Annotated in this window: 18 protein-coding genes; 15 read left to right on the forward strand and 3 right to left on the reverse strand. The window is 67.2% G+C overall.

The genetic code is table 11. The annotated features are described in order from the left end of the window. Positions 1 to 24: 24 nt before the first annotated feature. The 3 genes from DW306_RS12825 to DW306_RS12835 are packed head-to-tail and all read left to right on the forward strand — an operon-like array spanning position 25 to position 2,110. The gene (locus DW306_RS12825; RefSeq protein WP_240747189.1) at positions 25 to 498 is read left to right on the forward strand and encodes an SRPBCC domain-containing protein; all 474 of its coding nucleotides are present in this window, start codon (positions 25 to 27) and stop codon (positions 496 to 498) included. Beyond that, entirely contained in the window at positions 495 to 812 is a 318-nt protein-coding gene (locus DW306_RS12830) for a metalloregulator ArsR/SmtB family transcription factor (protein ID WP_240747190.1), read from the forward strand. Before DW306_RS12825 ends, DW306_RS12830 begins: the two co-directional genes overlap by 4 nt. 53 nt (positions 813 to 865) lie before the next feature. Continuing rightward, a complete protein-coding gene (locus DW306_RS12835; RefSeq protein WP_136055984.1) occupies positions 866 to 2,110 on the forward strand; it encodes an MFS transporter in 1,245 nt (414 codons plus the stop codon). A 271-nt stretch (positions 2,111 to 2,381) separates the two neighbouring features. On the opposite strand, the gene DW306_RS12840 is transcribed toward DW306_RS12835, so the two are convergent. Both DW306_RS12840 and DW306_RS12845 read right to left on the reverse strand, forming a co-directional pair. After that, positions 2,382 to 2,936, reverse strand: coding sequence for a MarR family transcriptional regulator (locus DW306_RS12840; RefSeq protein WP_136056029.1), 555 nt, complete (start codon positions 2,934 to 2,936; stop codon positions 2,382 to 2,384). Further along, on the reverse strand, positions 2,936 to 3,175 hold the full coding sequence (locus DW306_RS12845) for a hypothetical protein (protein ID WP_136055985.1): 240 nt from the start codon (positions 3,173 to 3,175) through the stop codon (positions 2,936 to 2,938). The genes DW306_RS12840 and DW306_RS12845 overlap by 1 nt, the downstream gene beginning before the upstream one ends. A gap of 152 nt (positions 3,176 to 3,327) precedes the next feature. Between DW306_RS12845 and DW306_RS12850 the strand changes: the two genes are divergently transcribed. From DW306_RS12850 to DW306_RS12905, 12 genes are all read left to right on the forward strand, one after another. Next, complete coding sequence (locus DW306_RS12850) at positions 3,328 to 3,774, forward strand: MarR family transcriptional regulator (RefSeq protein ID WP_136055986.1); 447 nt, start codon at positions 3,328 to 3,330, stop codon at positions 3,772 to 3,774. Positions 3,775 to 3,843: 69 nt separating this feature from the next. Beyond that, entirely contained in the window at positions 3,844 to 4,173 is a 330-nt protein-coding gene (locus DW306_RS12855; RefSeq protein WP_136055987.1) for a hypothetical protein, read from the forward strand. A gap of 145 nt (positions 4,174 to 4,318) precedes the next feature. Beyond that, positions 4,319 to 4,900 carry a sulfite oxidase-like oxidoreductase gene (locus tag DW306_RS12860; RefSeq protein ID WP_136055988.1) on the forward strand — a complete coding sequence of 194 codons (582 nt, stop codon included), beginning with the start codon at positions 4,319 to 4,321 and terminating at the stop codon, positions 4,898 to 4,900. Further along, on the forward strand, positions 4,897 to 5,622 hold the full coding sequence (locus DW306_RS12865) for an FAD-binding oxidoreductase (protein ID WP_240747191.1): 726 nt from the start codon (positions 4,897 to 4,899) through the stop codon (positions 5,620 to 5,622). Before DW306_RS12860 ends, DW306_RS12865 begins: the two co-directional genes overlap by 4 nt. Beyond that, positions 5,622 to 5,882, forward strand: coding sequence for a DUF6510 family protein (locus tag DW306_RS12870; RefSeq protein WP_136055989.1), 261 nt, complete (start codon positions 5,622 to 5,624; stop codon positions 5,880 to 5,882). Before DW306_RS12865 ends, DW306_RS12870 begins: the two co-directional genes overlap by 1 nt. 135 nt (positions 5,883 to 6,017) lie before the next feature. Beyond that, positions 6,018 to 7,325: an extracellular solute-binding protein gene (locus DW306_RS12875; RefSeq protein WP_136055990.1), complete on the forward strand. Its 1,308-nt coding sequence runs from the start codon at positions 6,018 to 6,020 to the stop codon at positions 7,323 to 7,325. A 71-nt stretch (positions 7,326 to 7,396) separates the two neighbouring features. Further along, positions 7,397 to 8,269, forward strand: coding sequence for a sugar ABC transporter permease (locus DW306_RS12880; RefSeq protein ID WP_116636121.1), 873 nt, complete (start codon positions 7,397 to 7,399; stop codon positions 8,267 to 8,269). After that, positions 8,266 to 9,159, forward strand: a complete 894-nt coding sequence (locus DW306_RS12885) for a carbohydrate ABC transporter permease (protein WP_136055991.1) — start codon at positions 8,266 to 8,268, stop codon at positions 9,157 to 9,159. The genes DW306_RS12880 and DW306_RS12885 overlap by 4 nt, the downstream gene beginning before the upstream one ends. Position 9,160: 1 nt before the next feature. Continuing rightward, on the forward strand, positions 9,161 to 9,868 hold the full coding sequence (locus DW306_RS12890) for an alpha/beta hydrolase (RefSeq protein ID WP_136055992.1): 708 nt from the start codon (positions 9,161 to 9,163) through the stop codon (positions 9,866 to 9,868). Between the two features lie 269 nt (positions 9,869 to 10,137). After that, entirely contained in the window at positions 10,138 to 10,674 is a 537-nt protein-coding gene (locus tag DW306_RS12895; protein ID WP_136055993.1) for a hypothetical protein, read from the forward strand. A gap of 162 nt (positions 10,675 to 10,836) precedes the next feature. Then, the gene (locus tag DW306_RS12900) at positions 10,837 to 11,532 is read left to right on the forward strand and encodes a hypothetical protein (RefSeq protein WP_136055994.1); all 696 of its coding nucleotides are present in this window, start codon (positions 10,837 to 10,839) and stop codon (positions 11,530 to 11,532) included. Between the two features lie 139 nt (positions 11,533 to 11,671). Then, the gene (locus DW306_RS12905; RefSeq protein WP_136055995.1) at positions 11,672 to 12,193 is read left to right on the forward strand and encodes a hypothetical protein; all 522 of its coding nucleotides are present in this window, start codon (positions 11,672 to 11,674) and stop codon (positions 12,191 to 12,193) included. Here the strand turns inward: DW306_RS12905 and DW306_RS12910 are convergent. Then, positions 12,181 to 12,408 carry a hypothetical protein gene (locus DW306_RS12910; RefSeq protein WP_136055996.1) on the reverse strand — a complete coding sequence of 76 codons (228 nt, stop codon included), beginning with the start codon at positions 12,406 to 12,408 and terminating at the stop codon, positions 12,181 to 12,183. The two genes, DW306_RS12905 and DW306_RS12910, sit on opposite strands and share 13 nt — an antisense overlap. Between the last annotated feature and the right edge of the window lie 16 nt (positions 12,409 to 12,424).

Here is a 12,424-nt window from a genome sequence, read left to right on the forward strand (position 1 = left end):
ACGAAAGGACGCATCATGGTGAACATGACAGAGAACGCAGGCTCCGTCGTCGACGAGGAGACCTTCTCCGTTCGACGCACGATCCGCATCGCGGCATCCATCGATAAGGTCTGGCGAGCCGTCGCCGAACCCGAGCACATCTCCCGGTGGTTCGGGCGCACGCAGCTCGACGGCGCCGGCGTCGGCGCGACGGGCACGATGAGCTTCCCCGAGGACGACGTGATCCCCCTGCGCGTCGAGGCGTACGACGAGCCGCACGTCATCAGCTACCGGTGGAACAACGACGATGCCGCCGACGGACTGCCCGACGCGATCGACGAGAGCACCTCGACCGTCTTCACGTTCACCCTCGACGAGATCGACGGCGGCACGCAGCTCACCGTCGTCGAGAGCGGCTTCGAGCGCACGTCCGCTCCGCGGGAGAACCTCGAGAGCCACCGCACCGGCTGGGACGCCGAGCTCGACAAGATGGTCGCGCTCGTCGAGGGCGAAGCATGACCGCGGACACCCTGATCCCCATGTTCTCGGCGCTCGCAGACGAGACGCGGTGGAGCATCCTGACGGCTCTCGGCGAGGGCGATGCCTCGGCATCCGCCCTCGCCGGGCGCCTGCCCGTCAGCCGCCAGGCCATCGCGAAGCACCTCGCGGTGCTGCAGGAGGTCGGGCTGGTCGAGCCCGTGCCCGTCGGCCGCGAGGTGCGCTTCCGGGTGATCGGCACCGAGCTCGCCGCCACCGCCGCGAAGCTCGACGCCATCGGTCGTCAGTGGGATCGTCGTCTCGCCGCGATCAAGGAGATCGCCGAAGGCCTCTGACCGCGGCGACTCCGCGATCACGGAAGCCGAGCGCCCGTGGAAGGATGGGCGCGATGGACGATCCGAGCGACACGACGGCAACGGCCGCGCGACCCGGCCCGGATGCCGCGGCACGCCGCGCACGCATCGCCGTCTCGGCGCTGTTCCTGACGAACGGCGCGCTGTTCGCGAACATCCTGCCGCGCTACCCCGAGATCAAGGCCGCGCTCGGGCTCGACAACACCGCCTACGGCCTGTCGCTCGCCGCCCTTCCCGCCGGGGCGATCGTGGCGGGTCTCGCCGCCGCCGTGCTCATCCGCCGCTTCGGCTCGGGGCGCCTCGCGGTGTTCGGCACCGCGCTCACCAGCATCGGCTACCTGCTCGCCGGACTCTCGCCGTCGGTGCTGCTGTTCGCCGGCGCGCTGTTCCTCACCGGGGCGTGCGACGCGATCACCGACGTCGCGCAGAACGCGCACGGCCTGCGGGTGCAGCGCCGGTACGGACGCTCGATCATCAACTCGTTCCACGCGATCTGGTCCATCGGCGCGGTGCTCGGCGGCGCGATGGCCGCCGTCGCGATCGCGATCGGCCTGCCCGTCGGCATCCATCTCGCCATCTCCACCACGGTCTTCGCCGCCGTCGCCATCGGCGCGCTGCGCTTCTGCCTGCCCGGCCGCGACGAAGAGCCGGCGGATGCCGCGGGCGAGGAGGATGCCCTCGCCGAGAGCGCCGAGATCCGCGCGGCCGTCCGCCGAGGCCCGAGCCTGCGCACGATCCTCCTGCTCGCGGCGCTCACCCTCATCGCGATGGCCGGAGCCGTGGGAGAGGATGCCGGCAACTCGTGGTCGACGCTGTACCTCGCCGATTCGCTCGAGGCGGCCGCCGCGATCGCTCCGCTCGGCTTCATCGCCCTGATGCTCGCGCAGTTCGTGGGCCGCATCCTCGGCGACGGCCTGACCGACCGGTTCGGTCAGCGTCTCGTCGCCGGTGCCGGCGGGCTGATCGCGGCCGCCGGGATGGGGCTGGCGCTCGCCTTCCCCAGCATCCTCGGGACGATCCTCGGTTTCGCCGCGCTGGGTTTCGGCATCGCCACGCTCATTCCCGCGGCGATGCACGCGGCCGACGAGCTGCCCGGCCTCCGTCACGGCGTCGGACTCACGATCGTGTCGTGGCTTCTGCGCATCGGCTTCCTGCTGGCGCCGCCGTTCGTCGGATTCATCGCCGACAACGAGAGCCTGCGGGCCGGACTCCTCATCGCCCCGGTCGCCGGACTCGTGGCTGTGCTGCTCTGCGGAGCGTTGGACAAGCGCCGCCCTTAGGTCGCGGCCCCGCGCTGTGTCAAGGGTCGACCGCGAGATGGATGTATTGCTAGCTAGGCTAGTAATCTTTCTCTCGAGGAGGTTGTCATGTCGACGGCAGAGGATGTGCAGACGGAGATCGCGGGCGACCGCGAGTCGGCTCCGTATCCCGCGCACCGCGCCGTCGGACAGATCTCCGGAATGCGGCCCCTCCCGCTCCGCACCGGCCCGGTCATCGCCCTGCTCGTCCGCCTCGTCCTGCCGACGCGGAAGGGGCGGAGCGTCCGAGCGGCTACTGGTCGCTCGAACCCTCTTCGTGCGAGCGGATGACGTCGCGGAGCTCCTCGTCGAGATCGGATGCCTCCTCGATCGCGGACGTCATCCCGGCCAGGAAACGGGTCACCACGGCGCGCTCCTGATCGGAGAGCTCGTCGACGAGCGTCAGCATCCGCCGGTGCATGGCGCCGAGCGTCGACTTCACCTCGTCGTCGCTGTGCGTCGTCGGCACGACCACGCCCGCCCGTCGATCGGTCGGATGCGGTTCGCGCCGCGCGTGCCCGCCCTTCTCGAGCCTGTCGATCAGGGTGGTCGTCGACGCGGTGGAGATGTCCAGCGCGCGCGCGATGTCGATCGGGCGCACGATGCGCCCGGCGCGCTGCTCGCGGAGAAGGAAGCGCAGGGCCAGCAGGTCGGTCTCGTTCATGCCCATCGACGCGCGGGTGCGCGCGCGCATCGCCGTCTCGGCTCCCCGGTAGCGACGCAGCATGTTGAGCACATCGACCGTGGTCGCGCTCTCCGCCTCGGGGTACCAGTAGCCGGAGCGGCCGAACTCTTCGGGCTGCTGCATCACGCGACCTCGCCTTCGTGCCGGGCGTGCCCCTGCTCGCGCTCCAGCATCTCGGATGCGCCGGTCTCGACCGCCGCCGGCACGATGGGCGGGACACCGCCGGTGATCGCATCGATCTCGGCGGCGACGACCTGGGCGACGCGCCAGGTCGCGATGTCGGGGAACCGCTGCTGCAGCCGATCGAGCATGTCGGAATACAGGATGTAGCCGGCATCCTCGAAGGTTTCTCGCTCAGCCATGGCGTCCTTTCCCAACGGCAGACCTGAATCCATCATCGCATCCCCGCCCGGGGGTCACGCTCAGGAGATCGCCAGGTCCCGCTGGCTTTCCTAGACGATCTCGTTATCCGACGATCGAGTAGCATGGACGCGTGAACGACGCGAGGAGTGTGATGGCGACCAGTACTCAGGTGACGAACTCCTCCCTCGTCCGGACTGTCGAGGATCTGCGCCGCGCCGACGCGCAGTTCACGCGTCGCCTCCTCGCGATGCGGGCGCCGAACGACACCGACCGCGCAGCGATGCGCTTCATCATCGAGGCGCCGTCCGATTCCCCGGCCACCCCGGGCGACCTCGCCGCGCACCTCGGCGTCAGTACCGCGGCCATCACGAGTCTCATCAGGCGGTTGCAGGACCGCGGGCAGATCGTGGTCGCACCGCATCCGGACGACGCCCGATCGAAGATCCTGCGTCCTTCCCTCCGTGACATCAACTCGCCCGTCGACGAGCTCTCGCGTCGTATCGAGAGCGTGGCCGAGGAGTTCACCGACGATCAGGCGGCCCACGTCGCGCGTTTCCTCCGACGTCTCACGGAGGAGATCGACTCCCTTCCCGAGTAGGAGATGAGATTTAGCTAGTTAGACTAGTAATATATTTCTCGTACTACTTCTCGCATCGAAGGGACAGTCATGGGAACGATGAACTACGCCAGCTCGACCGAACCGATCGAACTGGACGACCGTCTGCTCGCGCACGTCCGCACCGTCGCCCTCACGAAGCTCCGACGTGGCGAGTCCTTCGCGCTGACGATCCCCGAGCACGAGAAGACGAGCGCGACGCTCTGGATCAACGCCTCGATCCCGCTGCGCTTCGACGTCTCCGACGAGATCGCTCTCGATCGGGAGCTCCTGACCGCCATGATGGCGGAGGCGTCGTCCTCCCGCGGGCTCGACCTGACGGGACCGGTCCTCTCCGGCGAGCTGCCCCGCGCTCCGCGACTGCGGGCGATGAGCGCCTGACGGGTCGCACCGCGGAGAAGACGCCACGCTGAATCGCACGGGCACTGGCTATTTCCGCGCCGGAGCGCTAGCAATGGGGTGACGCTGTTCGATCGTCGCCGGAGCCCGCGCGCGGAGCACCGGATCCCGCCCGGAAGGAGAAGTGATGGCTGTTTTCGGAGGTCGCCGCCGCGAGGAGAACGCTGCTCTCCCGCCCGGGCAGCATCTGACGGAGGGATTCCCGGTGCTCTCGGCCGGGCCGACACCGGCGGTCGATACGGCGGACTGGGACTTCCTCATCCGCACCGAGACCGGTACGACGCACCGCTGGGACTGGGACGAGCTGCGCGCTCTTCCCGCCGAGGACATCACCGTCGACATCCACTGCGTCACCAGCTGGTCCAAGCTCGGCACGTCGTGGCGCGGGGTCTCGCTCGACACCCTGTTCGCCGACGTCGAGACGAGCCTCGACTTCGTGATGGCGCATTCGTACGGCGGATACACGACCAACCTTCCCCTCGAGGAGATCCTCGACGGCAAGGCCTGGGTCGCGTACGAGTACGACGGCGAGGCGCTCGACCCCGAGCACGGCGGCCCGGCGCGGCTGCTCGTGCCGCACCTCTACTTCTGGAAGAGCGCGAAGTGGGTGCGCGGGCTCGTGCTGCAGGACGATGACGAACCGGGCTTCTGGGAGCAGAACGGCTACAACATGCACGGCGACCCCTGGCGAGAAGAGCGCTACGCGTGACGAGCCCCGGGTCGGGCTGGTACGTCGGCACGCTGGTGCGCGCCCATGCCCTCGCGGCGACGGCGCGGAGCCTCGTGTTCGCCGTCGACGAGTGGCCGGGCAATGAGGCGGGTCAGCACGTCGACGTGCGGCTGACCGCCCCCGACGGCTACCAGGCCGTGCGCTCCTACTCGATCGCGAGCGTCGGCGCATCCGCGGAGATCGAGCTGGCCGTCGATCTCCTGCCGGACGGCGAGGTGTCTCCCTTCCTCGTCGAGGAGCTCGAGCTCGGCGACACGGTCGAGCTCCGCGGCCCGCTCGGCGGATGGTTCGTGTGGAGATCTCAGGAGACTCAGCCGGTGCAGCTGATCGGCGGGGGATCCGGCGTCGTCCCTCTCATCGCGATGGCGCGAGCGCACGCGCGGTCCGCAAGCACGGCGCCGATGCGGCTCCTGTACTCGCTGCGCTCTCCGGAGGACGCGTTCTTCGGCGACGAGCTCTCCGCCGCTGCGGCCACGGTCGACACGACCTGGCACTACACGCGCACGACGCCGGCGGACTGGGCGCGCCGGCCGGGTCGTCTCACCACCGACGACCTGGCGGAGGCGACGGTGCCGCCCGCGGACCGACCGCTGATCTACATCTGCGGTCCCAACGGCTTCGTGGAGGTCGTCGCCCGCGCGATGATCGCCCTCGGCCACGCGGAGGACCGCATCCGCACCGAACGATTCGGAGGGATCTGATGGGTCATCTCGACGGCAACGTCCTCGCCGGCCCGATCGGCGATCTGCTCTCCTTCGAGCCCACCACCGCCCGCGGCGAGTGCGCGGGCTGCGGCGACGTGGCCGCGCTGGCGCAGGCTGCGGTCTACGGCCATCCGATGGGATACGTCGTGCGCTGCCGCAGCTGCGACGACGTGCTCATGGTCGTGGTGGAGCGCGGTGGCCGGACCATGTTGAGGATGCCCGGCCTGAGACGGCTGGAAGGCGCCGATCCGGTCTGAGGCCGCCGGAGGCCTGCGTTCCCCGCGTCGCCCGCAAGAGCCCGCGGAGAATCGTTACGTATACGTATTCAGAGGGAATACTTTCCTGAAAAATAGGCTTCCCTAAGTTGACTGCATACGTATACCATCACCCGTATGGGACACACACAGCATCGAGCACTGCCGGTACTCGCCATCGCAGCCGTGGGCATCGTCGCCCTCGCAGGCTGCGGAGCGGGCTCCCGCACTGACAACGCGAACTCGACGAAGGTGACGTGCGACTACACGGCACCCGAAGGCAAGACGACGGTCAACGTCCTCGCCTACAACTCCTCCGCGATCGACCCCTTCACCGACACGATGGTCTCGAGCTGCTCGACCGACGACGTGACGCTGAAGCACGACCCGATCGACTTCGGCGGCCAGGTCACCAAGACGACGGCGACCCTCGCCGGCGACACCGGCACGTACGACATCATCGAGACGTACGGCTTCGTCATCCCGGGCTTCGGCGAAGAGGAGAAGCTCATCCCGCTGAACGACCTCTGGGACAAGTACGCCGCCGACTACGGCCTCGACGAGATCAGCAAGTCGATGGTCGAGGGCATGTCGTACGACGGCGAGATCTACGCGATCCCGATGCAGGCGCAGATGTTCGTGATGGCGTACCGCACCGACATCTTCGACGACCTCGGCCTCGAGGTCCCCACCACGTTCGACGAGATGATCGACGCCGCCGAGGCCATCAAGGGCGCGGGGCTCATGGACTACCCGATCGCGCTGCCCTGGCTCGCCACGGCTGACGTCACCACCGGCTTCGAGGGTGCGATGAACTCGCTCGGCGCCGACTTCGTCAGCCCGGAGGGCGACGTCACGCTCGACACCCCCGAGGCCAAGCAGGCCGTCGAGGCGATGCTCGCGCTCAAGCCGTACATGGACCCGCAGGTCACCACCTTCGACCAGCCCAAGGTGCAGCAGCAGATGTTCAACGGCACCGCGGCCATGTCGATCATGTTCTCGGGCCGCATGTTCGACCTGACGCTCGACGCGAACTCGAAGCTCGCCGACTCGTTCGGCTTCGCCGGCGCGCCCAAGCTCACCGACGACGCGCAGTACTCGTACAACCGTCTCTCGATCGACGGCTGGTCGATCCCGTTCAACACGAAGCTCGACCATGACATGCTGTTCCAGATGATGGCCTCGGCCGTCAGCGAAGACGCCTCGAAGGCATCCGTCCCCGCGGCCTACCCGGCCCGCGAGGGAATGGTGACGGAGAAGAACTCTCCCTACGGCGCTGCAGCGAACGACTCCATCGCCAGCGCGATGCCGCCGATCGTGTCGCCGGTCATCGCCGACATCACGAACGAGATCCGTCCGATCCTGGTCTCGATCCTCAACGGCCAGGTGTCCGTCGACGACGGACTCGCCCAGATGCAGGCCGCCGGCGAGAAGGTCGCCGGCTGACCACTGACCGACGTCCATGACTGTGGCCTGAGCGCGAGTTCAGGCCACAGTCCGTCCAAGGGAGGACGCACATGAAGGCACGCGAATTCTGGCTGCTCTTCGCTCCGAGCCTGCTGGTGATGGGCGCACTCCTCGTGCTCCCCCTGGTGCGCACGGTGCAGTGGAGCTTCGAGCAGGTCCGCTACGGCACACCCGGCACGTTCGTCGGGTTGGAGAACTTCACCGACGCTCTGACGGATCCTCGATTCCACAAGGCGGTCCTCTTCACGGTCGCCGTCACCGTCGTCACCACCGCCATCCTGCTGGTGTTCGGCTACATCATCGCCACCGGCATCAACCGCATCACCACATCCCGTCCGCTGGTCCTCGGCATCATGCTCGTCTCGTACGTGCTGCCGAACCTCGTCGGCGCCGTCGCGTTCTCGTGGCTCTTCGACGACAACTTCGGCGGCGTCGTGAACCGGCTGATCGGATTCTTCGGCGGCTCGCAGGTGCTCTGGTTCACCGACCAGGTGCCGAACGCGATCCTCGTCATCGCGAACACCGTCTGGCACATGCTGCCGTTCGCGATGCTCATCATCCTCGCCGGGCTCCAAGGAGTCCCGAACGAGCTGAAGGAGGCCGCCAAGATCGACGGCGCCAACGGCTTCCAGACGCACATCAACGTGATCATCCCGACCATCCGCGGCGTGCTCGGCTTCGTGACGCTGATCACGATCATGGACGTGCTGCGCATGTTCGACAACCTCATCCCGCTGTCGCCGCAGGCGCAGAACATCGGGAACGAGTCGATCATGCTCTACGTCTACTCGGTGGCCTTCGCCGACGGTGCCGAGAACCTCGGTCTCGGCAGCGCGATCAACGTGCTCACCATCCTCCTGATCCTCATCATGCTGATCCCGTTCATCCGGGGCATCTTCAAGGAAGCGAAGGCCGAACGATGAGTCTCACCTCCGCAGAACTCTCGACGAGGGCGATCGTCACCAAGGGCGCACCGAAGCGCAAGCGCCGCGGAGTCAACCGTCCGCCGGTCATCACAGGGCTGCTCCTCGGCATCCTCTGCATCGTCGTGCTCAGCCCCTTCATCTGGATGACCCTCTCGGTGACCAAGCCCACCGATGTCGCGTTCTCCAACCCGCCGGTGCTCTGGGACTACCAGCCGACGCTCCAGGCGTTCGTCGACCTGTGGCAGACCACGTACTTCGCGGACTACCTGATCAACACCCTGGTCGTCGCCGTCGTGTCGACCGTGATCGCCCTCGTGATCGGCATCCCCGCGGCGTACGCGCTCTCGCGGTTCCCGAGTTACGTCTCGGCGATCCTGCTGGTGCTCGCGCTGATCTTCCGCGCGCTGCCCCGCTTCGCGGTCGTGCTGCCGATGTACGACATCAGTCGCGCGCTCGGCATCTACGACACGACGTTCGCCCTCGCGATCGCCCTGGTCGCGATCAACCAGCCGTTCACGATCTGGCTGCTGCGCAACTTCTTCGCCGAGATCCCCAAAGAGCTCGACGAGGCCGCGATGATCGACGGCTGCACGAGGATCGGCATGTTGCGCCGCGTCATGATCCCGCTGATGGGCCCCGGCATCCTCACCGCCGGCATCTTCGTGTTCCTGTTCGCGTTCCAGGAGTACCTGACCGCTCTCGTGCTCACCGACACGTCGTCGAAGACGGTTCCCGTGTTCATCGCCACCCAGCTCGGGCAGACTCTGCCGATGCTCCAACAGGCGGGGGCCGCGTCGATGCTGCTCACGATCCCGGTGTTCGTGATCGCGTTCATCGCCCAGAAGTATCTCGTCGCGGGACTCAGCGACGGCGCCGTCAAGGGCTGACGTGTCGCTGGTCCTGCTCGCCGGCATGAACTGCACCGCCGATCTGTGGGCGGATGCCGGACTCGACGGGGCGGTCCAGCCGGTGCTGGACCGCCCGACCATCGCTCAGCAGGTCGAGGCGCTGCTCGCCGAGCTGCCCGAGCGGTTCGTGCTCGTCGGGCACTCGCTCGGGGCCATCGTCGCGATGTCTCTCGCGCTCGCGGCTCCCGACCGGGTGGCCGGGCTCTGCCTGGTGTCGACGAATGCGAAGGCGCCGACGACAGGGCAGCGCACGGCGTGGCAGGAGTGGCTCGACCTCCTCGACGGGGGGACCGATGCGCGGGAGTTGCAGCGCAGCATCCTTCCGGCCCTGCTCGGAGAGGATGCCGTGCGCGAGCGCCCCGATCTCGTCGAGCGGACGCTCGCGATGGGCGATGCCACGGGCGAGGTGCGGCTGCGTGCGCAGTTGCAGCTTCAGCTCAGTCGCGGCGACCTGCTCGCGCGGCTGCCGGGCCTGTCTGTGCCGACGCTGGTCGTCTCGGGACTCGACGACGCGATCACGCCGCCGCACTTCCACACCGAGATCGTGACCCGGATGCCCGACGCCCGACTCGTCACCCTCGACGCCGGGCACCTGCTGCCACTCGAGCGCCCGCAGGCCTTCGGCTCGCTGCTGCGCTCGTGGCAGACGCAGCTGGCGGATGCCGCGGCCGGCGCCGGGCGGCGCTGAGGCGCTCCGTCTCGGGCGGAGAACTCGGTGATGGGCGGAGACCTGCGGCGTCAGCATCCGCCCAACAGCGAGAACTCCTCCCTTCGGCGCGCGGATGCCGGGCGCCGTGCGGCTCACCCGCGTCGGGCTGAGAACTCGCAGATGGGCGGAGGTTCACGGCGTCGGCATCCGCCCATCAGGGAGAAGTCCTCCCGAGCGCGCGTGCGCGAGTCGGTACACTCGCGCTCGAGGGTGACGCAGGCGATCACCCGTGACGAGGGGGCGGAATCATGACGCAGGATGCCACAGGGTCCACGACCGAGGCGGCTCAGCGGCTGCTCGAACGGCGAGTCCGCGCGCTGGAGGCGGCGGTGCTCGTGTTCCCGGTCATCGTCACCGAGATCGTGCTCGTGCTGGGCCTGCTGGTGCCGTTCGTCACCGATAAGATCGACGGCGAGGAGCAGACCGTGAACCTCTTCGGGCTCGTCGGCGGACTGTTCGCCCCGGACGAGTCCGGCGAGGTCTCTTCCGGGGATGCCCCGTTCGGCGTCGCCTTCATCGTCCTGATCGTGGTCATCATCGGGTCGCTGCTGTTCCTGCCGTCGCTCGCGCGCAGCGACATCTCGACTCTCACGGAGCGGATCATGCTCACGTTCGTCGTGCTGCTGATCGCCGGCACGCTCGGAGCCTGGATGGTGATGGGCATGGGACTGAGCTCGAACTCGCCCTGGACCATGGAGCCGGCACTGCCGATCCTGTCGGTGGGGACGGTGCTCGCCGCGCTGCTCGCGTTCCTCCCCGTCTACCGGGGTGTGTGGAAGCGCTGAGAGATGACTCGCAACCGTCTCCGGCGGAGCGTTGCGGAAAGGCACCTTGGCGCGCAGTAAGCAGCAGTTCGCGTTATGTCCCCGTGGAGCGTTCTTGAGTCTCTTCTTTCGAGGGTGGGGTCCGGACGGGCAGTTGCTTCGGTGAGCCGATAGGTTGACGCCATGAAGGAATCGAACAAGGACGCCATCGAGTTCACCGCGGCGCAGACGGCGGCTGCGGTCCTCGAACTGCTGCCCCTTGGGTCGTTGTTGAGTCGTGCTCTGATCGCGCCGATTGAGTTCGCGGAGCGGCAGCGAACCACGAAAATCCTAGATGCATTTGCCGCGGACATCGCTGAGCTGCAGAGCCAGAGTCGACTCCCCGACATCGACAGCCTCGCGTCTTCCGACCGCTTCATGGCGGTGCTGAGTAGCGCTTTTCTGGCCTCAAAGTCGACCGCCGATCCGGATAAACTCCGTCGTCTGCGGAACGCGGTGTTCAATACCCAGATCGATGACGTCGAGGCGATTCGCGCTGAACTATTCGTGCGCCTCTTGGATCGGTATAGCGAGCTCCATGTGCGCATCCTTGAGGTCGCCGAGCCACTCCCGCCATTCGTTTCGAAGGAAGAGTCTTTTCCCGTTGTCGACGGGAAGCAAGACGGGGTCATGCGGGATCTATTCGGGATAGTCCAGAGGGCGGTGGGGGATCCCCTCGGATTGTTGATGCCGGCGTTTAACGACCTGCGGAACGACGGATTGCTCGTGCGCACTCAACCGGTGACGTACGGGCTCAACGACACGGGCGATCCGACGCGCCCGGACTCGATGTCGAAGCTGGGGCGAGCGTTCTTGTTCTTCGTCCGCGATCCGAGCTAGACCCCACCACGAGGCGGGCGACACCAGCACAACCATCAACCTAGGTAAGGCAAACTGGCCGGTGTCAATATCTGAGATTCGGATCGGCGTGTCGACCCGTTGGATATCGTGATCGGCAACAGGGAGCGAGAGGGGCGTCATGGAAGATGAGCAGTGGGAGAAGATCCGGGCCGCCCGGGCGCCGTGGGCCAGCCTGATGGGCAACACAACGAAAGAGTGGGTGCACTGGGTGCAGCTGCTCGACGTTGAGCTGAAGACCTGGCTGCATGGCGAGGACATCGTCTACGCCGAATTCGGCACCACAAGGAAAGGTGAGGCCTCTCACCAAGGCGGCGCGTACGAGGCGAATGAGCTCTGGGCGGTCGTGCTGACATCCCGCTTCGTCGCATCGGTCCGAGTTCGGAAGGATTTCAGCACGGAGCTCGCGGACGACGTCGACGTGTCCGTGGTGCCCCGTTCTGCGATCCAGGCTTTGTCGTTGCAGGTGATCGATGTGCCGACGTCACAGGGTGTGCCGATCGTGACGCGTGCGCACTTCGAGGGTCTCGACGACGTGGTGCAGTTCCCCGCGAAGGCGGATAAGTGGTTCCTTGTGGATCCGGAGGTTCGGCTTGCGATCTTTGCCGGGCTTCGGGACGACTTGCACCCTCAGCGCTGCTGATCGCGAATCTTCGCACGGATGCGGTTCTGCCAGACGGGATCGTTGTCCATTCGATCGCGCCACCATGGGAGGAAGATGTCTTTGTCGACGACGCGCACCATCTGTCCGTCGCGGAGTTCACACCCCCGGGGCATGCCCTGGAGCTTCCAGTAGCGGATGGTGCGGCGTGCCCGGCGAAGGCGGTGAGCGGCCTCCCGGTAGCTGAGGCGTGGCATCGCTAGCTTCTCCAGC

This window comes from Microbacterium sp. K24 (assembly GCF_004794465.1).
GTDB lineage: Bacteria > Actinomycetota > Actinomycetes > Actinomycetales > Microbacteriaceae > Microbacterium.